Here is a 22421-nt window from a genome sequence, read left to right as displayed (position 1 = left end):
TTAATTCAGTTTTTCTATATAGATAAAAGTATCTTTATCGTTCATTTTAAAATTCACACCAGCTCCTACATTTAATCCCGTATCAGCCTGGATACCAGATCTTAATCGAATCTGGTCTCCTGCATGCAGATATTTTGTAGTGGAAAAGTTATTTACTGAATTTGCACTGCCGGCTGTTACCAATAATCCGTAAAGCAAAAAGCTGTTTTCATGAATTTTTTGCCATCCATCTCCGGCAGCAGCAGCATAGAGAGCCTGTAGTGAAATAATGGTAGCTGCATTTCCTACAGAAAGACCTCCAGCACTACTTGTTTTTACAGATGGATTGATTCTGTAGAAACCATCTGTCGGAATCGTAATTTCTCCATTAGCGTTTACCGTAACTTTTAAATTATTGATATTATTTCTATCAAAATCAGCTAAAATATTAAAAGATAGGGTAGGGCGTCCTGTAATTCCCAATACATTGGCTACGGATACATCAGCCGCATTGGATCCCAGAATGCTTACATTTTTATAATTTTTGATACTCCTCTCTGTTGCGGTAATCCATCTGTAACCATCGTATTTTACTACATCTTTGAGTTCCTTGCTATAAAATACCAAGCCATTATCTTCAGGTTTGTTTTCATACAGATCTGGGTGTGTTGGATTATAGTGAGGAAGTTGAGTGTGGTTTTCAACAGCGGGAAGCATAATCCCTTTGGCATTATGCTCTATCTGTAAAGCGGCTCTTGTGTGAACTGTTTCGGGTTTGTTACCCATTTTTACCTGAGCAGATCCCAGTGTACTTATCGCTGTTACAATAAAGACTTTGAGCGTAATCGTTTTTCTCGTCATTTTAATCACTTACTTTGGTGAACATTATTTCTCTTGGGTAGTATTTGGAGATATTGGCATTGGTTGCAGCGGTAAGAGTAACCACTACAGATACTGTTGCCAATGGAGAATGTATTCTCGAAACAATATAATCTCCTGGATTCAGGCGGATTCTGGTGGTTGTAAATGCAGCAGTATTGGCATCCCCACCAATTCCCAGGATGCCATAATAATCCGGGAAGAATGTGGTAAGTTTTACTTCATTGTAACTTCCATTGCTTTGCTTCAGATAGGCTCTTAATTGATATTGAGGTCCACTGGTAAGGGATACTGCTCCTCCTGTTTTGGAAGGAACATTCAGGTAAATGTCATAGACTCCGGCTTCATTGATGATAAATTTGGAATTATTAAAGGTTTTGTCTCCATAAAGTCCGCCTCCGGCGACTACTGCTGCTTCCTTCGTTATATTAAGGCTATTGTAGGATTGTTTGCCATCAACAGGTGCGCTGAAACTAAGTCCTACATGTCGGCCACATCCAAGAAGTACGCATGCTACACCTATTTCTTCATCTGCATTGGATAAAAACCTGGATTGTTTCAATTTAAAGTCGGCAGTTGTAGGTTCATTGTTCCATTTTCCTCCATCATAGGAATAAAATGTAGCATGTGTTTTTTCGAACATCATCATTCCTGTCATCTCACTGTCTGAGGTGGCAGAACTGTACAACGGAAGATTCTCCGGTGCAGATACTTCAGGAAGCATCATCCCGTAATTCTTACCTTCATATTTTCCGTCTACCTGTAAAATGGCCTTATTGTGGATTTCGACTGTTGGATTTTTCGAAATACCTACTTGTGAAAAGGCCATGCTGACAATGAGCAACATTAAAGAAGTGCTAATTTTTTTCATGGTTTGATTTCTATTTAAATTTTAATCTGTCTTTTATTCAGAAGAATTTTTTTTGAAATATATAGTTTTTCAGTCCTCAGTTTTTTTGTGTGTATTTTTTTCAAATTTTTATCTGTCCCGGTTCAGGTCGAACTGGGATTTCATTTGTTTTTGTCTTTTTTTTCAGTGCTGTACATAGGTTGTAAGCCTGAAGAAATTGACCATTGTTATTCTGAGGGAAATTGACCACAGTGGCGGGTCAAAAGAATTTGGTCTGTGTGCCTCTAAATTACAAATCTAATATGGAATATATCTATTAAATTACGAAAAATTACAAAATATGAATATGATATTCGTAAAATAAGTATGTAATAGATTGATAGCTAAATGGTTTAAAATATTAACTCTAATTTAAAAAATATGATATTTTTTAAATGTTAATCTTATTTTTGTTTAAAAAAAATAGAGACAAGTTTTGGCTTGTCTCTATTTGTATAAGGGGAGGTGATGTTTTAGAAGGGTTTTGCTAATAATGCTATTGTTTTATTAGTAAATTTTCAAATTATCACATTTTCGACTTAAATAAGTTCTTCTTCCTGGAAGTATTGAATAATCGCCTTTTTCATGAGCAAGGACTGTTCATTAGGTCTTAATTCAGGAAGATCTTCCAATTTTTCAAAGTGTGGCCACCCATCTTCATAGTGCGAGAATTTGTAATATCCAAAAGGTTCAAGCAATCTGCAAATTGCAATGTGGATCAGGTTTACTTTATCTTCTTTTGAGTATTTTTGTTGTCCACTGCCCAACTCCTGTAACCCTATTAAAAACAATAACGTTTCAATGGGTGGGTTCTTCTCAGTCTGGAAATTATCTTCGAAGAACTGTTCTATCTTTTTCCAATATTCGGACTCGTTCATATAATTGATAAATGATAATTAATGTTGTTAATGTTTTAATTCTTCCCCTAATTTCTTTTTATAGGAGGAAGTCGCTTTTACAATTTCATCAGCTTCTTCTACAACAATACATATCTTAGAGTATTTCTGTTTTGTAGATCGTACTCTGCACATAGCTCTATAATTACTTGCTGTTGATGAAACAGAGCGGAATATCTGTTTTCTTATATTTGAGATTTTTGTCAGAATATGGGATTTCGGATAATTCATTAATAATTGTGATTGTTAATGCTTTGGTTCTTCTTGCGAAGATCTGGTTATAATTATTACCGAAATCCATATCAATTATCTTTTATAAATTATCATTTATTTTCAATAAGAATGCATATTCTAGTGCGTCTTCTTTCAGTGATTCAAATCTTCCGCTGGCTCCGCCATGTCCTGAACTCATATCTGTTTTAAAAACCAGGATATTATCGTCTGTCTTTAATTCTCTAAGCTTGGCGGTCCATTTTGCAGGCTCCCAATACTGTACCTGAGAATCATGGAATCCTGTGGTAATAAGCATATGTGGATAATTCTTAGCTTCTACATTATCATAAGGTGAATAGTCTTTCATATAATGATAGTATTCTTTATCATTAGGATTTCCCCATTCATCATATTCTCCGGTCGTTAACGGAATTGTATCATCCAGCATTGTAGTAACTACATCCACAAAAGGAACCTGTGCCACAATTCCATTGAATAACTGTGGTTCGTAATTCATCACTGCACCTACCAGCAATCCTCCGGCACTTCCACCCATTGCATATAGATGATCAGATGAAGTGTAGTTTTCCTTTACAAGATATTTTCCTGCATCAATAAAATCGAAGAAGGTATTTTTCTTGAACAGCATTTTTCCGTCTTCATACCATTCCCTTCCCAGGTATTCACCACCACGGATATGAGCAATGGCGTAGATAAAACCACGATCAAGGATAGAGAGTCTTACATTTGAAAAGCTGGCATCTACCGTATGTCCATAACTTCCATATCCATAGAGTAGAACTGGAGTGTCTGCTGATTTTTTCGTGTCTTTATGATATACAAGAGAAATTGGAATTTTTGTTTCTCCGTCTCTGGAATCTGCCCAGATTCTTTCAGAAATATAATTTTCCGGGAAAAATTTTCCACCTAATACTTCCTGCTGTTTCAGAAGTATCGTGGTTTTATCCTTCATGTTGTACTCGTAAGTAGAGCTTGGCTGCGTCAGGGACGTATAGCCATACCGTAAGACCTCAGTGTCAAATTCAAGATTGATTCCTATATAAGTAGTATAAGTTGGATCAGAGAATGGCAGGTAATAAGACTCCTTCGTTTTTTCATCAATAATTTTGATTTGAAGCAATCCTTTTTCCCTTTCCTCCAATACCAGATAATCTTTGAATATTTCGAAACCTTCCAGTAAAATTTCGGCACGGTGAGGGATTACATCCACCCAATTTTCCATACCGCAGTTATCGATCTTGGTTTTTACAATTTTAAAGTTCGTAGCATCATCTGCGTTGGTGATAATATAAAATTCATCTTCATAATGTTCTACTGAATATTCAAGGTCATCTATTCTTGGCTGGATGACTTTCCAGTCTGCAAAAACATTATCTGCAGGAATAAAATGATGTTCATCAGAAATTGTGCTTGAACTTGCGATGAAAATATATTGTAATGATTTTGTCTTGAAGACATTTACATCAAAGGTTTCATCCTTTTCATGGAATATAAGGATATCTTCAGTGGGATCAGTTCCCAGTTTATGTCTGTAAACCTGGAATGCGCGGAGACTCTTGTCTTTTCTGATATAAAATACGTGCTGGTTATCATTGGCCCAAACTACTTTTCCTGTGGTATTCTGGATTTTATCCTGAAGAATTTCACCGGTCTTTAAATTTTTGAAGTTTAAAGTATAGATTCTTCTTCCTACATTATCTGAAGAAAAAGAAGCCAGTTCATTATTGGGGCTTACGGCAACGCTTCCTACTTCAAAGAATTCTTCACCTTCCGCTAACATATTGACATTAAGTATGATTTCCTCCTCGTTATCCAGAGTTTCGTACTTTCTGCAGAAGATTGGATATTCTTTTCCTTCCTCATAACGCACAATATACCAGTATTCATTAAAGATATAAGGTAAAGACTCATCATCCTTCTTATAACGGGCTTTCATCTCTTCGAAGAGTTCCTCCTGAAGCTCTTCGGTGTCTTTCATGATGAATTCTTCGTAAGCATTTTCTTCTTCAAGATATTGAATGACTTCCGGGTTTTCCCTTTCATTAAGCCAGAAGTAATGGTCTACTCTTCTGTCACCGTGGGTTTCTAATATTTTTTCTATTTTTTTTGCCTGTGGAGCTTTCATCAGAATATTTTAATTTTTATACGTCCGGATATACTTTCGAAGACGTTTTATTCAATGTTAATTTTTGTTCAAATGTAGTCAAAAAAAAACCATCTTTCCTTTATTGGAGAGATGGTTAGCTTTATTTTTTTGTATTAAAGACTATTTGTGTAGAGCTTTAATATATTTTTCAAGGGCCATGGTCATAGAAGGAGTTTCCTTCGTAGGAGCCATTAGATCTACTTTTAATCCTGCTTCTTCTGCAGCGGCCAGAGTGGTGTTTCCGAAAACGCCAATTTTGGTCTCATCCTGCTTGAATTCCGGGAAATTCTGTTGCAGAGACTTGATTCCCTGTGGGCTGAAGAAGATCAACATATCATAATCCTTAATGTTGATATCAGTTAGATCACTGCATACAGTACGGTACATAATTGCTCTTGTCCATTCTACGTTTGCAGAATCCAAAGTTTTTATAATATCCGGACTTAAAACATCTGAAGATGGCAACAGATATTTTTCAGTTGGAAACTTCTTGAACAGAGGAAGAAGATCTGAGAAGTTTTTCTCCCCAAAGCTGATTTTTCTTTTTCTGTACACGATGTGTTTCTGAAGATAGTTGGCAATTGCTTCTGACTGACAGATATATCTCATTGTATCCGGAACTGCAAAACGCAATTCTTCTGCAAGTCTGAAGTAATGGTCAATAGCATTTTTACTGGTAAAAATGATACCGGTATATTGCGTCAGATCTATTTTCTGAGTTCTGAGTTCTTTATTGTCAACCCCTTCGACGTGGATAAATGGACGGAAATCAATCTTTATTTTTTCCTTCTTCGCTATATCCAGATATGGAGAAGACTCACTAGGCGCTGGTTGAGAAACCAATATAGACTTTATTCTCATCTTTGACATTTATTAAAAAAATAACAACTTCCAAAGCAGTAATAATGGTGCGATTTGGAGCGTGCAAATATACAAAAATTTATAATACCATTTCTCGGGAAGAATCTTGTTCTTGTGAAATAAATAGAAAAAAACTTTGAAAATGAATACAAAAGAAAAGAATGAGAAATAATACAGGAACATTTTATTTCTGTCTATAGGGAAGTAATAATGGGTGATACACAGAATTATCAACAAAAAAGACAGGATGAAATAGAACTTTGTAGAGGTGAAATAAAAAATTGTCCATTTTTTTCCATCTCCAATACTTTGATAAAATAAATAACCTAATGTTGATTTGATCAGATAAAAAAACATAACCGCCAGCAAAGTATACCCAAACTTATTAAGCTGGTATCCCCCAACCTGCAGATCTGCAATATATTTAGGGACTACCGGAATATACTGAGAAATCAAAACAGACAACGTAAGCGTGATCACACAGGAAGTAATGATCCAGCTCGGCAGGTTATTACTGGCATCAAAATACTTTTGAAGCAGAAAGTCTTTAAGACTGGCATCCCTTTCTATAATGTTCATCATGAAAACATATAAAAATATACAGCCTATAAGTATAAAAATGACCCAATCGTTGTTCTCAGGTATTCTTACATGATTGATGTAGTTTGGTGATGACGGCAAATTTTAAGTTTTTTATTTTTTTATTTAACTATAAATAACACAACTTGGCATAGATTTTCTTTATTGCTTCATCTGTTAAATCTAATCTTAAACCTATTTTTCAACAATTTTTCTATCTCATTCAGAACTGCGAAAACAATCTTTGTCTGAGCTGCGAATCTTTGAAAAAGATTTTTGCAAAATTATAGATTATTTTGTATAAAATAAAAAGGTTAAATAAACTATCTTTGCAAACTGAAATGAAAAAACTCGTCATCATCCCAACATATAACGAAAAGGAAAATATTGAAAATATTATTTCCGCGGTTTTTGCATTGGAGGATGACTTTCATATCTTAGTGGTAGATGATTCTTCTCCCGATGGAACTGCGGAAGTGGTAAAAGAACTGCAAAAGAACCATCCCCATTACCTGCATCTGTCGATAAGACATACTAAAGACGGTTTGGGTAAAGCCTATATTCATGGATTTAAGTGGGCGATCGAAAATAATTACGACTACATTTTTGAAATGGATGCTGATTTTTCACATAATCCCAATGATCTGCCTAAACTATTTGAAGCTTGTCTGAATGCAGATATGGCCATCGGTTCCCGGTATTCAAAAGGAGTAAATGTGGTGAACTGGCCTATGGGAAGAGTATTGTTGTCCTATTTCGCTTCGAAATATGTAAGATTTATTTTAGGACTGCCTATTCATGATACTACAGCCGGTTTTGTCTGCTTCTCACGAAAAGTATTGGAAGAGATAGGATTAGATAATGTAAGGCTGAAAGGATACGGGTTTCAGATAGAAATGAAGTTCAGAGCTTTCAAAAAAGGTTTCAGAATTGTGGAAGTTCCTATTATATTTACCAACAGAATTTTAGGAGAAAGTAAAATGAATGGCGGAATTATCCATGAAGCTGTTTTTGGTGTTTTAAACCTGAAGTGGAAATCAATTATCAATAGATTATAAAACGGAGCATGCCTTTTCTTCCATTAAAAAAGTATAAAAATAAGCTGATGAAAAAAATGATCCTTGTTTTTGTTTTTCTGGGACTGTTTTCATGCAGTGATTATATCGATAAGCCTAAAAACCTGGTCGATCAGGACGTGATGGCAGAAGTTATTGCTGACCTTATTGTTACCGATCAGGCTAATTTTATGTTTCAGGACAAAAATATGGAGGCCGGTACCCGGTTTATTTTAAAATCCCATAAAGTAAAGCCTTCTGATTTTGTTGAGAGCTTTAAATATTATGTGATCAAAGAAGAAATGGAAGATATTGCCAATGAAGCGCAGCAGATTTTACTGAAGAAAGATCCAAAAGCGGATAAATATGTAAAAGATAAGTTGAAGCAGGCTGAAATAGGCACGCCTTTAAGATAAATGATGAAGTGGGCTTTGCCCGGACAATGACAATCGTTGATAGTAATCAACTAAAAAGTGTACAAATGAAATTTTTTAATATAGAAAAAACCTCTGAAGGAAAAGCCAGAGCAGGAGAGATCACTACAGATCACGGAAAGATTCAAACGCCTATCTTTATGCCGGTAGGAACTGTTGCGAGTGTAAAAACAGTTCATCAGAGAGAATTAAAAGAAGACATTAAAGCTCAGATTATTCTGGGAAATACTTACCACCTTTACCTTCGCCCAGGAATGGAAACAATGCAGGATGCAGGTGGTTTACATAAATTCATGAACTGGGATCTTCCTATTCTTACAGATTCAGGAGGTTTTCAGGTGTTCTCTTTGGCGAGCAACAGAAAAATGACAGAAGAAGGAGCCAGGTTCAAATCCCATATTGACGGAAGTTATCACATGTTCTCTCCGGAAAGATCAATGGAGATTCAAAGACAGATCGGAGCAGATATTTTCATGGCTTTTGACGAATGTACTCCTTATCCTTGTGATTATAACCAGGCAAAATCATCCATGGAACTTACACACCGTTGGTTAAAAAGATGTATCGACTGGACCAATGATAATCCTGAATTGTACGGACATAAGCAAAGACTTTTCCCGATTGTTCAGGGATCTACCTATTCCGATTTAAGAAAAATTTCTGCAGAGGTAATTTCTGAAGCAGGAGCAGAAGGGAATGCAATTGGAGGGCTTTCAGTGGGAGAGCCTGAAGAGGAAATGTACAGAATTACTGATGAAGTAACAGATATTCTTCCCAAAGAAAAACCAAGATACCTGATGGGAGTTGGAACTCCTTGGAATATCCTGGAATCTATTGGACTGGGAATTGATATGATGGATTGCGTTATGCCTACAAGAAATGCCAGAAATGCAATGCTTTTCACATGGCAAGGGGTAATGAACCTTAAAAACGAAAAATGGAAGCGTGACTTTTCGCCTTTGGATGAATTCGGGACCAGCTTTGTAGACCGTGAATATTCAAAAGCGTACCTTCGTCACCTGTTTGTTTCAAAAGAATACCTGGCAAAACAGATTGCTTCAATTCATAACCTTGCGTTTTATCTTGATCTGGTAAAAGTTGCAAGAGAACATATCCTTGCTGGAGATTTCTATGAGTGGAAAAACTCTGTAGTACCTGTTCTTAGACAAAGACTGTAAGAATTATGCTTAAGATTGTAGACAAATATATCATTAAAAAGTACCTTGGAACTTTCAGTTTCATGCTGGTGCTATTGTCTATAGTGGTGCTTGTCATCGACGTTCAGCAAAAAATTCCAAGGATAGAAAATGCAAAAGCGTTAGATCCCAAACTGGATCTGGGGTATTTTCTGCTTCATTTTTATCCTTACTGGATTATTAATCTTGTAGTAACGTTCCTTTCCATTCTGGTCTTTATTACCGTGATCTATTTCACTTCCAGGATGGCAAATAATACTGAAATTGTAGCCATTATCAGTAGTGGTGCCAGTTTTCACAGATTTTCAAAACCTTATCTTTATACTTCAATCCTGATTGCATTAGGAGCTCTTGTGGTGTACCATTTAGTTCTCCCGTGGGCAAATATCAAAAAAAATGAATTGGAGGCCTATACCTATAATGCCGCCAATAAGGAAAAGATTCTTGGAACAGCTCCGGCTTCTTCACAGCTCAGCAGAACAGAGTATATCTTTGTAGATTCCTGGAATAAAAGAGAAAAGAGAGGATCTGGATTTGTTTACCAGAAGTTTGATAAGGACAGAAAAATGGTTTATGAACTAAAAGCCAGTGAAGTGTACTGGAATAAGGATATAAAACAGTTTGTCCTAAATAATTATCTTGAAAAAACCATTAATAAAAATAATTCAGAAACGCTGAACAGCGGTTTGGAGCTTAAGAAAAACTATAGCCATTCTCCTGAAGAACTTTTCCCTAATGAGCTTTTGGGACAGAACAAGACAACTCCTGAGCTTTTAAAATTCATTGAAAGAGAAAAAGCAAGAGGAAACAGTAACCTGAATTCATATCTGAATGAGCTTCATCAGAGAACTTCAATGCCTGTTTCTATCATTATTCTGACTTTCCTTGCCCTTTCCCTGTCATCACAAAAGAAGAGGGGTGGTTTGGGAATCAACCTTGCTATCGGGATTTCGCTGGCTTTCCTTTTTGTCTTTTCGTTTGAAGCTTTAAAGGTAGTTTCGGAAAATAAGAGCCTGTCGCCTGCATTGGCTATGTGGCTTCCTAATCTCGTATTCCTGCCGCTTACCCTTTATCTTTATATCAAAAGAGCAAATCAGTAAAGGAGTTTTACTTCTTTGTGGTAGAAAGAACACATCCCGTCCTTTTCCAATTCGATCCAAAGTTCACCTTTTTTGTCTGCATTTCGAATGATGCCATTTTGTCTCTCTTTTTCGATTTCAAAAACGGAGATTTCATCCTTTCGGAACAAATTTTTATTGAACCTGTCCAGTATTTCCTGGTCAGAAGGAATATTTTTAAGTTTTTCAGATAAGAATTCGTGAAGTCTTAAACTAAGGTCTTCAATGTCAAATTCCTGCCCTGTCTGTGTCAGGAGTGAACCTGCGGTAGATATTTTTTCAAATTTATCCTGAAGAATATTGATTCCGGTTCCGATAATAAAATAATTGTTCTGATTAATTTTTTTCTTTTCAATCAAAATTCCAACGATTTTTTTACCTTTAAGGATAATATCATTCGGCCATTTAATTTTCACATCATAATCAGCCAAATTGGCCAGGAAATCCCTGACAATAATTGCGGTATAATAATTGAATATAAAGTCGGAGCACAGGATGTTTTGAGTATTCACTGCCAGCGTATAAGCCAGGTTTTTCCCGGCGGTTGGAGTCCATACATTTCCATACTGACCACGGCCTTTGGTTTGATTGAAAGTATGCAATCCTATAAAATCTGAATTTTTATAAAGTAAAAACTTTGATATTTCGTCATTAGTAGAAGAACATTCTTTCAGATAGAAGAGTTGACTCATTTAAGAAAACTTTAAGACATTAAGCGGGTAAAAGTAAGGTTAAAGTAAAGAAAAAACAATAAATTTGCAGATTATAGTATTTTTTTAATGAATAAAACAGCAGAAAAACAAGCACTAATAGATAAAATCGTTGAAGCACTTCAAGATGTAAAGGGAGAAGATATCATGATCTTTGATCTATCAAACATTGAAAACTCAGTAGCGGAGACGTTCGTAATATGTAGCGGAAACTCAAATACACAAGTATCAGCATTAGCTGGGAATGTAGAGAAAAAAGTAAGAAACGATCTGAAAGACAGACCTTGGCATGTAGAAGGTAATGAAAATGCCATGTGGATATTGGTAGATTACGTTTCTGTAGTGGTTCATATATTTCAAAAAGATGTACGTGAGTATTACGATATAGAAGAACTTTGGGGTGACGCAGTCATTACCAAAATTGAAAATGAATAATAAAAATTTTAAAAAGTCTAAATGAATAACAAAGGATTCAACTGGTTCTTTCCTATTGCAATCATAGCTCTTTTGCTTTTCTTCGGTTCCAATTTCCTTGGTGGAGATGCAGCAAAAACTATTGATGAAGATGGTTTCTTTAGAGAAATGCAGGCGGGTAAAGTCCAGAATATTATTATATACAAAGACATAGAGAAAGCTGATGTTTTCCTTACCAAAGAAGCAAAATCAGCAATGGTTTCCAAAACCGGAAAGGAAAACAACCCTTTTTCAGCTTTAGATATGGCCCCAAAAGCAGATTATTCTGTAAAATACGGGGATCTTCAACTATTTCTTCAGAAATTTGAACAGATCAAGGCGACCAATCCGGCTATTAAAACCGCTAAAGATTACGGAACCGGAAAAAGTCCTTTTGCAGATATTCTGATATCCGCATTGATCTGGATTGCGATCTTGGGATTATTCTACTTCCTTCTTTTCAGAAAGATGGGTGGTGGCGGAGGCCCTGGCGGACAGATTTTCTCTATCGGGAAATCTAAAGCAAAACTTTTCGATGAAAAAGAAAGAATTCAGGTAACATTTAAAGATGTTGCTGGATTGGAAGGAGCTAAAGAAGAAGTTCAGGAAGTTGTAGATTTCTTGAAAAACTCTGAAAAATATACAAAATTAGGAGGTAAGATCCCTAAAGGAGTACTTTTGGTAGGGCCTCCGGGAACAGGTAAAACCTTATTGGCTAAGGCTGTTGCAGGAGAAGCTAAAGTTCCGTTCTTCTCACTTTCAGGATCAGATTTCGTGGAAATGTTTGTAGGAGTTGGAGCATCCAGAGTAAGAGATCTTTTTGCTCAGGCGAAAGCTAAATCTCCGGCGATCATCTTTATTGATGAGATTGATGCCATCGGACGTGCAAGAGGTAAAAATAATTTCTCTGGCGGAAATGATGAAAGAGAAAATACATTGAACCAGCTTCTTACTGAAATGGATGGTTTCGGAACCGATACAAATGTTATCGTAATGGCTGCAACCAACAGAGCGGATATCCTTGATAAAGCTTTGATGAGAGCAGGACGTTTTGACCGTTCAATCTACGTAGACCTTCCGGAATTACATGAGAGAAGACAGATTCTTGACGTTCACTTAAAGAAAATCAAGCTTGATGACAGCGTAGACAGAGATTTCTTGGCAAAACAGACTCCAGGGTTCAGTGGTGCAGATATCGCTAATCTATGTAATGAAGCAGCACTTATTGCAGCAAGAAACAGCCACGAGTTCGTAGTAAAACAGGATTTCCTGGATGCAGTAGACAGAATTATTGGTGGTCTTGAGAAAAAGAATAAAGCAATTAAGCCTTCTGAGAAGAGAAGAATTGCATTCCATGAGGCAGGTCATGCAACCGTTTCATGGCTTACAGAGCATGCATCACCATTGTTGAAGGTAACTATTGTACCAAGAGGTCGTTCCCTGGGAGCAGCATGGTACTTACCGGAAGAAAGACAGATTACAACAACTGAACAGTTACTTGACGAAATGTGTTCACTTTTAGGAGGAAGAGCAGCAGAGCAGGTAGCATTGGGTGATTACTCTACAGGAGCACAAAATGACCTGGAAAGAGCTTACAAACAGGCCAACTCGATGGTTACAATCTATGGTTTGAGTGAAAAAGTAGGACACGTTTCTTACTATGACAGCTCAGGTCAGTCTGATTATTCATTCTCTAAGCCATATTCTGAGAAAACAGCAGAGGTGATTGATGATGAAATCAAGAGATTTGTAAGTGAGCAATATGACAGAGCAATAAGAATTCTTACAGAAAATAAGGATAAGCTTGATGCTCTTGCCAATAAGCTTTTAGAAAAAGAAGTGATCTTCCGTGAAGACCTTGAAGAGATTTTCGGAAAAAGAGCATGGGATCCTGAATTGACAGAGAAACCGGTTACCAATACGATCCCTGAAAAAGATCTGCCGGAAGTACTGGAAACTCCTCAGATTAAAGAGAAAGAGGAAGAAAGCGAAATACAGGCTCCAGAAAGCCCGACACAGCTTTAAAATCATCTTAAAAATAGGATATATTAAACCTGACAACTTTAAAATTGTCAGGTTTTTTCATATTTAAGGAGATATTTTGGAATCTATTGTAATTTATTTTCTATTTTTGTATAAAGTTGACTAAAAATAGATTAAGTTGAATTTATTCAAGAGGATTGTAAGCAAACTTACCAACCAGCCTGAGGAAGAGGAAGAACAGAGCCTGGAGAAGCTTGGGGATTCGCTGAAAAATGCGGATCTCGACTATAAGTTTGCGCAATTATTTACGCATTCGGGGGGATTTTTTAATTATTGTGCAGATGAAGCGGAGGCTCTACAGACTTTAAATCAAATTATCAAGATAGAAGGTATTAATAATCTGTTCTGTTGGGATAAGGAACTTCAGAACTTTTTAAATGTTGTAAAGACTTCCTATACTTCAGAACTGCAGCCGTCTAATGAAGCAGCATTCATCACCTGTGAATACCTGATTGCTTACGACGGGAGAATTATGCTTTCTCACAATAATATTCTTCATTATCATTCTTCAAGGTTGCCGGATAAGATTGTTATCATTGCCAATGTTTCACAGATTGTAAACAACCTGAATGATGCCATGGGGAAAATAAAAAGAAACGGAAATATCAAGAACCTTACTTCCATCAGTGGAAGCCAGTCTAAAATGGACAGTTCTTCCAATTCCAATACAAAACTGTTTTTATTGTTGCTTGAAGATTAAGCACCCACCTCTAAATTTTAAATTTTGGACAAAAATCTTATTCAAAGAACCGTTTCAGGTCTCGTTTATGTAGCCATTATCATTCTTTGTTCTACTCCGTTGGGAGCACAGTTTATCAATAGTGTTTTTCCCGGCCTTATTCAGCAGCAGTATCTTTATCATGGATTGATGAGTCTTTTACTGATCGTAGGAACCTGGGAATGTGTTAAAGTCATGAAATTCGGAAACGGATATGAAAAATGGGTGGTTTATCCATTGGTTATTTTCATATTCTATATTTTTTCCAAACGATATTTCCATCACGATTTCTTTTTTGATTTCAGACTAAGCGAAATATTGGCGCTGGCGCTGATTGGTATAGCTGTAGTCACTTTATTCAAATATCCTAACGAATTATACTATGACAGCGGAAAGCTGATCTTTACGGTCATTTATGTGGCTCTTCCGTTCAGCTTTGCATTAGGGTTACCTAAATTCTCCAGCTATAATGAAAGTTTTTCTCTGGAGGTCCTCTTTCTGTTTATCCTGATCTGGAGTAGTGATACTTTTGCTTATCTGGTAGGTAAATTCTTTGGAAAACATAAAATGGCACCTAAGATTTCCCCTAAAAAAACATGGGAAGGATATGCGGGTGGTGTTGTTTTAACATTGGTTTTATCTTACTTTATAGAACATTATCAGCCTGAGCTTCGTGCCAACTGGATGGTTGTAGGATTTTTAGTGGCAGCTTTTGCTCCACTGGGGGATTTGGTAGAAAGTCAGCTGAAGAGAAACTTCGGTGTGAAGGACAGTGGAAACATCATTCCAGGTCATGGAGGAGTATTAGATAGGCTGGATAGTTTTATTATCTGCGTTCCTGTCGTATATTTGTACTTTATTTTAGAAAAATTTATTTAGTCTCATGAAATTGCATAGAGAATCAAAAGGAACGATTACCGTAGCGACAATACTTTTTCTGGTATTGGGAGCATTAGCCATCTATTTCCTTAAAATATGGTCTTTGTTGATCATCGTACCTTTGTTGGTCATTTATTGTCTTGTATTCTGGTTTTTCAGAGTTCCAAGCCGTACTATTCTTGACCACAAAGAGAATGTTATCGCTCCGGTTGACGGAAAAGTAGTAATGATCAAGGAAGTGGAAGAAAATGAATTCATTAAAGGAAAGGCCATTCAGGTTTCTATCTTTATGTCTCCATTGAATGTACACATCTGTAGATATCCGGTTACCGGGAAAGTGGTGTACAAAAAATACCATCCGGGAAAATACCTGGTAGCATGGCATGAAAAATCTTCTACTGAAAACGAAAGAACAACAGTAGCTGTTGAAACTTTAACCAACCATAAAGTTGTTTTCAGACAGATTGCAGGATATGTAGCCAGAAGGATCGTATTCTACTGTAATGAAGGAGATCAGGCAAAAGCCGGGCATGAGTTCGGATTTATTAAATTCGGGTCGAGAATGGACGTATTCCTGCCTTTAGATACTGAAATCATCTGTAAGATCGGAGATATTACAAAAGGTGGTTTGGATGTTATTGCAAAGCTTAAACAAAATTAGTTTATAACTGTTACATAATAAAAAGGAGAAAATCTTAAATGGTTTTCTCCTTTTTTATTTCAACTGTTTAGGGTAAATGAAAGAATAACGTTTTGTGAGTTTTTCTACTCATGAGTGGTATTGCGTACCATATTGTATAGTATTTATAAGGTCTACTTAATATTTTTGGCTCCTTAAAATATAATTTTTTTAGAGGATTAAGAGAATCTAAAATGTGTTACATAAAGAACTGTTGAAAATGAATTTAAAAGAAATCCATATTGGTACACTGTTGCAAATTCGAATGGAAGAACTTCAGATCTCTTCCGAAAGAGCAGCTAAATTTTTAAAATGCGATGAAGTTGATATAAAAAAAATGTATCAACAAAGCAGTATTGATACTCATCTTTTACTCAGATGGAGTAAGCTTTTAAAATATGATTATTTTAGATTATTCACAGGGTATTTGGTTCTTTATGCACCTCCTGGTAATAGGATTGTGTCTGAAAAAAGTGATCTTCCGGTATTCAGAAAAAATATATATACTGAAGAAGTTAAAAGTTTTATACTGGACAAAATCCTTAGGAAGGAGATGACTCCGCAAGAAGTAATTGTTAAATATAGAATACCTAAAACAACCTTGTACAAATGGATCAAAAAAGTATAATAAGAGATAGAGGCCCGGATTACAAACAGATATATACTGATATTATTAATGAAAAATATCCTGAAAAAAAAGATGATTTACAAATCATGAATAAAATTAAAAGTATTGAAGGGGCTCTGGATATTCTTAACCTTAATACACTCGTTTTTGGTGAATCGGGACTGTTAAATGGAATTGGAAACCAAAAACTTCGCTCCTACGACGAAGGTTCTATTTTAAAAATTCTTAATTATCAATATAAGAACCAGCTTAATAATACTGCAACAGCTCTTCATTTCAGGATAAGTAGAAATACACTTGCAAAATGGTGGAATATTTATAAGTGTAGAATTTAAATCTAATTGCTTTAAAAAAAAATTAAACTGCAAATTTAACAGCGTAGAATTTTTTATTCAAAAAACTGTACGCTGTTAAATTTCTTTTATATATTTAGTTGTATAAAAACCTAGTTGTGCAATTCTTTAAAATTGCCTGCAGAATTATTATAGTAAAGATTAAAAAAATGCTGAAAAATTTTTTTTCCAAGATAATAACTTACAACTTAGAGAAGCCAACTAATGATTTTGAATATCAGTCTTTAGACCTTATCCATCGTTATGTTCTGTTTCTTTTTTTCTTAGACTTTTTTTATTCCGTGTTTATTATTTCCTTCTTTGGTGATACTCTCATCTCTGCATGCCTTGTTTTTACTTCTCTTTTTTGGATATTTATGTTAAGTATTAAAGGGAAAACAACCCGATTGAGGAATATTTTAAAAAAGACTATTACCGCCGTATTTATAATGCTTACACTTTTTGTTAGTTGTTTTTATATATATACCTGGAAAAGTGTGGGCGTTGAATATTTTTATTTTTCACTTATATTTGCTATTCCTTTCTTTTTTAATTATAAGGAAGATTATTTTTTTATATTTCTAATTTTAACATTCATAACAGTCAATTTTATTGGTTCTATGTATCTTGAAATAGACTTTCTACCCAAAAGTAAGTTTATTAAACAGGAAGATTTTAAACTGATTAAGCTTCTTAATATTCTTTTTGTGATTATTACATTTATAATTGACATTTATTTTATTTCACAAAAGAATAACCTTATTTATGGTCTGATGAAAGAAACGGAGATTAAGGATAGTACCATTGGAGTTCTTCAGAAAGTGAATCATGAATTGATGAAACAACAGATCATTAATAATAATTTGACAGAAGATAATATAACAGAAATTATAGAACTTGCCGAAAATGATTCACCAGTTTTTTTTGAAAAATTTCAGCTGTATTTTCCTGATTTCATTCCTAATATCTTAAATATTAATTCTAATCTTATATATTCTGAATTATATATCTGTGCTCTAATGAGGTTGAATTTTGATACAAAAAAAATAGCTTCATGTATAAACTGTAGTGTAAGAGCTGTAGAGAGTCGCAAATACAGAATTCGTAAAAAATTAGGAATTAGTTCCGATATTAATATTAATAACTTTATCCTTAAAATATAGTATTATTATTATGTTTTGTGAGTTTTAATACTCATGAGTAGTATTGCGTATGGTTATTTTTTTGTTATATAAATTTATTTAATATTTTTGCCTACGTAATATATTTATTTAATATAGTAAGGAATCTTTTGTCATAATTGATTTTATTTATTTAATAATTTTTTTTAAACAAGTAAAAATTGAATACACTATGAAAAAAAATGGAATAGTTCCCATGATATTTTTATCATGTAGTAGCATTGCTTTTGGTCAGACTATAACAACCGGAAGCGTAGGGATTGGAACAAACGAACCAAAATCAACCCTTCATATCGAAGGTAAAGCCGGATCACCATCAGTCCCTGATGGGTTAACAGTACCTAGATTAACCAGAGCGCAACTTTCAGCAAAAAACAATGTTTACACAGGTGACCAAAATGGCACAGTTGTTTTTGTTACAACATTGGATGGTGCTGCAGCAGGTAAAGTGGTAAATGTAACGTCAGTGGGACTATATTTCTATGATGCCCCCACAAATAAATGGCACAATGTACGATATTCTTCTTTTGGCGTTGTAGAAAGTTTTAAAGCCATTACAGGGACCTATTCACCTGCAGCTCCTTATGTGGTACAACCTGATGATTATATTTTGCTATTGCGGTTTTCTACAACTTCTACAGGAGGAAATTCTACAGCCAATATTAATAATACAGCTCCTTTTATTAATACTACCTCAAATTTACAATTGCCAGATCCGACAACTTGCCCAGGTAGGGTTTTACACTTTGTTAATGATAGTGATAGATTTGGAACAAATACAGGAGCCAACGTTTATACAAATTATCCCATGATCAGCAACGGTTCTGGTTCAGAAGCTAATGCGTACAATATAAGAAGTAATAATAATAACTATCAGATCCTGTATGGATTGAATTATTCACAGTGGAAAATCATAAGCGATGGAACAAGATGGATAAGTTTACAGGTAGTTATTGTTTAAGTTATATTGTATTTGTTCCTGAAATAGAAAATTGATAATAGATTTATCAACCTCAAAACACTGATGACTGAAAACACTGATGATATAGAAATATAACATTGGTGTTTTTTTATAATTATAAAACAGCTGAATTTAAATTAAGTAATGTATTCCATATTTTTTTGGATCAAATCATGAAAAAAGAAAAATAGATTTATCCTTTAATATACGGTTTTACTTCATTCAGTAAACTCAATATAAATTCAACGGGTAAGTCCTCTTCCACATCAATTAAAAGGATTTTAAACTTCTTTCTCCCATCCTGTGTCAGTTCGGGATAATCTAACTTATCACCGTGATAAAAACTTAGGTAATGCTTTTTGTATTTTTTGCTGTAATAGAAATAGCACAGCATTTTCTTTTTGTATTTGATAAACGGAAGGCCAAAGCTGAGAGTTTCTGTAATATTTTCAGGATCTGAAGCCAGGATGGTTTCCCGTAAAAAAAGAAGAGTACTTCTTTCAGGCTCTTCGATTCTGTAGAAATACTCTTGTATTGGGTTCATTTTAAAATTAATTTAAAAACGTTTAGTCAAAATTCTGGAGTTCAACAAGTTTGTTATACATTCCTTTTTTGGCGATAAGATCGTGGTGAGTTCCCTGTTCTACGATGGTTCCTCTTTCCATCACTACAATCCAGTCTGCTTTTTGAATTGTCGAAAGACGGTGAGCAATCACAAGAGAGGTTCTGTTTTCCATCATCTTCTCCAGAGCATCCTGTACAAATCTTTCAGATTCCGTATCCAGTGCTGAAGTAGCTTCATCCAGGATCATGATCGGTGGATTTTTCAAGACAGCTCTTGCGATGGAAACCCTTTGTTTCTGACCTCCGGAAAGCTTGTTTCCATCGTCTCCGATATTGGTATCATATCCATCAGATAAGCCTGTAATGAAAGCATCTGCATTTGCGATTTTAGCTGCTTCAATGATCTCTTCTCGGGTAGCGTCAGGTTTACCCATCAGAATATTGTTGTAAACAGAATCATTGAACAATACAGATTCCTGCGTTACCATTCCCAGAAGCTGGCGGTATTCCTGTAGTTTTAAATGTTTAATATTGACACCGTCAACCAGAATTTCTCCTTCAGAAACATCATAGAATCTTGCTAAAAGGTTGGCGATAGTTGTTTTTCCACTTCCACTCTGTCCAACCAATGCAACAGTTTTCCCTTTAGGAATTGTTAAATCAAAGTTTTTAAGGATCAGATTGGCTTTATCATAGTAGAATCCAATATTTTTGAATTCAATATTGCTGTTAAGGGTTGAGATGGAAACCGGTTCTGCAATTTCCTCGATTTTTACATCTGCATCCAGAATTTCCAATACTCTTTTCAGAGAAGCTTCTCCTTTTTGTACATTAGAAATAGAGGATGACAGACTCTTTGCCGGAGGTAGGATCTGGAAGAACATTCCAAGGAATACAAGGAAATCAGCCGGTGAGATGCTTTGTTCTACAATAATCTGTTTTCCTCCATACCAGGCAATGATCAGAAAGGTAATGGAACCTAAAAATTCGCTCATTGGCGATGCAAGCTCTTTCTTTTTACCTAAGCTGATAGAACTGGAAATCCATTTGTTCATTGATTTCATGAAACGGTTATCCATGATCTTTTCCGCATTAAAAATCTTAATAACCTTTGATGACTTTAAAGTTTCGTCTACAATAGAAAAGATCGTACCCAATTCATGCTGCGCTTCGTGAGAATCTTTTTTAAGACTTTTCCCGATCAGTGCAATCATGGTTCCCATTACAGGAAGTACGAGAAGAGAGAAAAGAGTCATTTCCGGACTCAGAAAGAATAAGGTAACCAATGTACTGATCAGCATGAAAGGAGCATTGATAAGTTCTATTAAACTTCCCAAAATATTCCCTTCAACATCGCCTACGTCATTAGACATACGGGACATCATATCTCCCTTTCTGCTCTCTGTAAAGAATGAAACCGGTAAAGAAAGAATCTTTCTGTACATCGCACCACGAAGGTCTTTGGTAACTCCTACACGGTAATTGATCAACAGTAAAGACCCAAAATATCGGAAGGCATTTCTTAGCAAGAACATAAATGCAGTGATCACACATAGCCAGGCAAGAACAGTAAGGGCACCATGGGTACTTACTAAAGACTGAACATAATAGTTTGAATATTCTTTTATATAAGTGAAAAAATCTGTGATGTCACCGGAATAAACAGGGGGAGTTTCATATTTTTCAGGCTTTATTGTACCAAACAACATTCCTAAAACCGGTAAAATAGTTCCTAAGGAAGCAATCTGAAATAAAGAATACAGAATATTGAAAAATAAACTTCCGTAGATATATTTTTGATGGGGCCTCGCGAACCTCAGTATTTTTTTATACTCATTCATTCAATGAAAAATTTGGATAGCAAAATTACGTAAAATTAGAAGATAAGACGTTCTTAATCCTGTTTTACTTTAAATGATAAGTTTCAAAATTGATGTTTTTGTTACAATGCCTTGAAATAAAGTAAGTAAGAATTAAAAAGGGATTGGATATTGTAGGATGATAAGGGGGGATTCTGCTTTCCGGTAAAATAAAAATAAAACCGCCTGGATGACGGTTTTTTTATGGAAGTATGAATTAATTAAAACTTACCTTATCGTTATATTTCGGAGCAAAGTTTTTTGGATTTAACTGATCCAGTGTTTTTCCAAAATTATTGATGATCCGGGTCATATTATCAACATCAACAATACTGATGTCATCGTTTACATGATGGTAATGAGTCGCCTTAGTCATATCAACAGTTGAAAATGAATGGGCAATAATTTTCTTTTTTACAAAGCTGACATTATCTGAACGATAAAAAAGCTGTTGTTTTGTGTAAGGATCAGCATTGATTTTTAACCCGTTCGCTGCATGCTTATTGAATAATTCATCAAGATCTGAGAAACCATCTCCTGTCATATATAACGCATTTTTTCCCCATTGAGATTCTGTAGCAACCATTTCAAAATTGAATAGAGCAGCCATATTACTGTAAATCTTATCAAGATTTTTATCCTCAGAGATAGCCTGAGATCCCAGCATTCCTTTTTCTTCTCCATTAAAGGCAATGAAAACCATTGAAAATTCCGGCTTTTTATTTTTGAAATAATCAGCAATGCCTACCAGTGTTGTAATTCCGCTGGCGTCATCATCAGCTCCATTATAAATATTGTCTCCACTTTTATCGTTGGTTCCGATATGATCAAAATGTCCTGAGAAACCAAGATTTTTATCAGATTTACCTTTCTTTATACCACAAACATTATAGGCTGTTTTGCCGTTATAATCAAAAGGGATAAGGTATGAGTTTCCTGTGCAGTATTCAAGGTTATTTTCCTTGAAAAGAGTAGCAATATAATTAGCTGCATTATCATTTTCAGGGGTTCCGATCTCCCGTCCTTTCATTTCATCGGATGCCAGAGTGGAAATGACGGTTTTTACTCTTTCTTTAGAAACTTCCTGTGCAAAAGCAGATATAGAGAATAGTGATAAAGTAAGATAAGTTAGCTTTTTCATAGTCTTT

Annotated in this window: 24 protein-coding genes; 13 read left to right on the top strand and 11 right to left on the bottom strand. The window is 35.1% G+C overall.

Annotated features, from left to right (window positions below; translation table 11 throughout):
* From WH267_RS05465 to WH267_RS05435, 7 genes are all read right to left on the bottom strand, one after another.
* Window positions 1-840 (bottom strand): hypothetical protein, encoded by an 840-nt coding sequence (locus tag WH267_RS05465; protein ID WP_340006352.1) that lies wholly within the window; start codon window positions 838-840, stop codon window positions 1-3.
* 1 nt (window position 841) lies between these two features.
* A complete protein-coding gene (locus tag WH267_RS05460; protein WP_340006350.1) occupies window positions 842-1729 on the bottom strand; it encodes a hypothetical protein in 888 nt (295 codons plus the stop codon).
* 557 nt (window positions 1730-2286) lie between these two features.
* Complete coding sequence (locus WH267_RS05455; protein ID WP_340006348.1) at window positions 2287-2625, bottom strand: hypothetical protein; 339 nt, start codon at window positions 2623-2625, stop codon at window positions 2287-2289.
* Between the two features lie 27 nt (window positions 2626-2652).
* Window positions 2653-2874, bottom strand: a complete 222-nt coding sequence (locus WH267_RS05450; RefSeq protein ID WP_340006346.1) for a four helix bundle protein — start codon at window positions 2872-2874, stop codon at window positions 2653-2655.
* A gap of 82 nt (window positions 2875-2956) precedes the next feature.
* Window positions 2957-5002 (bottom strand): S9 family peptidase, encoded by a 2046-nt coding sequence (locus WH267_RS05445; RefSeq protein ID WP_340006344.1) that lies wholly within the window; start codon window positions 5000-5002, stop codon window positions 2957-2959.
* Between the two features lie 141 nt (window positions 5003-5143).
* The gene (locus WH267_RS05440; protein ID WP_123320430.1) at window positions 5144-5884 is read right to left on the bottom strand and encodes a uroporphyrinogen-III synthase; all 741 of its coding nucleotides are present in this window, start codon (window positions 5882-5884) and stop codon (window positions 5144-5146) included.
* Window positions 5885-5896: 12 nt separating this feature from the next.
* Complete coding sequence (locus WH267_RS05435) at window positions 5897-6565, bottom strand: DUF4271 domain-containing protein (RefSeq protein ID WP_123320431.1); 669 nt, start codon at window positions 6563-6565, stop codon at window positions 5897-5899.
* A 239-nt stretch (window positions 6566-6804) separates the two neighbouring features.
* On the opposite strand from WH267_RS05435, the gene WH267_RS05430 reads away from it, so the two are divergent.
* The 4 genes from WH267_RS05430 to WH267_RS05415 all read left to right on the top strand — a co-directional run bounded on the left by WH267_RS05430 (window position 6805) and on the right by WH267_RS05415 (window position 10248).
* Window positions 6805-7521, top strand: a complete 717-nt coding sequence (locus WH267_RS05430) for a polyprenol monophosphomannose synthase (protein ID WP_123320432.1) — start codon at window positions 6805-6807, stop codon at window positions 7519-7521.
* A gap of 47 nt (window positions 7522-7568) precedes the next feature.
* Complete coding sequence (locus WH267_RS05425; RefSeq protein WP_115968646.1) at window positions 7569-7934, top strand: DUF4296 domain-containing protein; 366 nt, start codon at window positions 7569-7571, stop codon at window positions 7932-7934.
* A 65-nt stretch (window positions 7935-7999) separates the two neighbouring features.
* Window positions 8000-9130: a tRNA guanosine(34) transglycosylase Tgt gene (gene tgt, locus WH267_RS05420; RefSeq protein ID WP_065400151.1), complete on the top strand. Its 1131-nt coding sequence runs from the start codon at window positions 8000-8002 to the stop codon at window positions 9128-9130.
* Between the two features lie 5 nt (window positions 9131-9135).
* Window positions 9136-10248 carry an LptF/LptG family permease gene (locus tag WH267_RS05415; RefSeq protein ID WP_340006338.1) on the top strand — a complete coding sequence of 371 codons (1113 nt, stop codon included), beginning with the start codon at window positions 9136-9138 and terminating at the stop codon, window positions 10246-10248.
* Here WH267_RS05415 and WH267_RS05410 read toward each other — a convergent pair.
* A complete protein-coding gene (locus WH267_RS05410) occupies window positions 10242-10958 on the bottom strand; it encodes a biotin--[acetyl-CoA-carboxylase] ligase (protein ID WP_123320434.1) in 717 nt (238 codons plus the stop codon). The genes WH267_RS05415 and WH267_RS05410 overlap by 7 nt on opposite strands.
* 87 nt (window positions 10959-11045) lie before the next feature.
* On the opposite strand from WH267_RS05410, the gene rsfS reads away from it, so the two are divergent.
* The 9 genes from rsfS to WH267_RS05365 all read left to right on the top strand — a co-directional run bounded on the left by rsfS (window position 11046) and on the right by WH267_RS05365 (window position 18850).
* Entirely contained in the window at window positions 11046-11411 is a 366-nt protein-coding gene (gene rsfS, locus WH267_RS05405; RefSeq protein WP_115968178.1) for a ribosome silencing factor, read from the top strand.
* Between the two features lie 21 nt (window positions 11412-11432).
* Window positions 11433-13454 (top strand): ATP-dependent zinc metalloprotease FtsH, encoded by a 2022-nt coding sequence (gene ftsH, locus WH267_RS05400; protein ID WP_115968176.1) that lies wholly within the window; start codon window positions 11433-11435, stop codon window positions 13452-13454.
* A 136-nt stretch (window positions 13455-13590) separates the two neighbouring features.
* Window positions 13591-14172, top strand: a complete 582-nt coding sequence (locus WH267_RS05395) for an LUD domain-containing protein (RefSeq protein WP_340006332.1) — start codon at window positions 13591-13593, stop codon at window positions 14170-14172.
* A 24-nt stretch (window positions 14173-14196) separates the two neighbouring features.
* On the top strand, window positions 14197-15069 hold the full coding sequence (locus WH267_RS05390) for a phosphatidate cytidylyltransferase (protein WP_115968173.1): 873 nt from the start codon (window positions 14197-14199) through the stop codon (window positions 15067-15069).
* A 4-nt stretch (window positions 15070-15073) separates the two neighbouring features.
* Window positions 15074-15730, top strand: coding sequence for a phosphatidylserine decarboxylase family protein (locus WH267_RS05385; protein ID WP_340006329.1), 657 nt, complete (start codon window positions 15074-15076; stop codon window positions 15728-15730).
* A 283-nt stretch (window positions 15731-16013) separates the two neighbouring features.
* Window positions 16014-16376, top strand: a complete 363-nt coding sequence (locus WH267_RS05380) for a transposase (RefSeq protein WP_340006327.1) — start codon at window positions 16014-16016, stop codon at window positions 16374-16376.
* Window positions 16358-16711 carry a helix-turn-helix domain-containing protein gene (locus tag WH267_RS05375; RefSeq protein ID WP_340006325.1) on the top strand — a complete coding sequence of 118 codons (354 nt, stop codon included), beginning with the start codon at window positions 16358-16360 and terminating at the stop codon, window positions 16709-16711. Before WH267_RS05380 ends, WH267_RS05375 begins: the two co-directional genes overlap by 19 nt.
* Before the next feature lie 617 nt (window positions 16712-17328).
* Complete coding sequence (locus WH267_RS05370; protein ID WP_340006323.1) at window positions 17329-17871, top strand: helix-turn-helix transcriptional regulator; 543 nt, start codon at window positions 17329-17331, stop codon at window positions 17869-17871.
* A 190-nt stretch (window positions 17872-18061) separates the two neighbouring features.
* Window positions 18062-18850, top strand: a complete 789-nt coding sequence (locus tag WH267_RS05365; RefSeq protein ID WP_340006321.1) for a hypothetical protein — start codon at window positions 18062-18064, stop codon at window positions 18848-18850.
* Between the two features lie 193 nt (window positions 18851-19043).
* Here the strand turns inward: WH267_RS05365 and WH267_RS05360 are convergent, their stop codons facing one another.
* From WH267_RS05360 to WH267_RS05350, 3 genes are all read right to left on the bottom strand, one after another.
* On the bottom strand, window positions 19044-19394 hold the full coding sequence (locus WH267_RS05360) for a DUF1801 domain-containing protein (RefSeq protein WP_340006318.1): 351 nt from the start codon (window positions 19392-19394) through the stop codon (window positions 19044-19046).
* A 22-nt stretch (window positions 19395-19416) separates the two neighbouring features.
* The gene (locus WH267_RS05355) at window positions 19417-21255 is read right to left on the bottom strand and encodes an ABC transporter ATP-binding protein (RefSeq protein WP_115968164.1); all 1839 of its coding nucleotides are present in this window, start codon (window positions 21253-21255) and stop codon (window positions 19417-19419) included.
* A 235-nt stretch (window positions 21256-21490) separates the two neighbouring features.
* The gene (locus WH267_RS05350; protein ID WP_340006314.1) at window positions 21491-22414 is read right to left on the bottom strand and encodes a M28 family peptidase; all 924 of its coding nucleotides are present in this window, start codon (window positions 22412-22414) and stop codon (window positions 21491-21493) included.
* Window positions 22415-22421: the final 7 nt, after the last annotated feature.

Source organism: Chryseobacterium sp. MYb328, from assembly GCF_037572595.1.
Taxonomy (GTDB): domain Bacteria; phylum Bacteroidota; class Bacteroidia; order Flavobacteriales; family Weeksellaceae; genus Chryseobacterium; species Chryseobacterium pennae.
The sequence above is the reverse complement of the archived record's forward strand: the minus strand, read 5'-3'. Positions and strand labels throughout refer to the sequence as shown.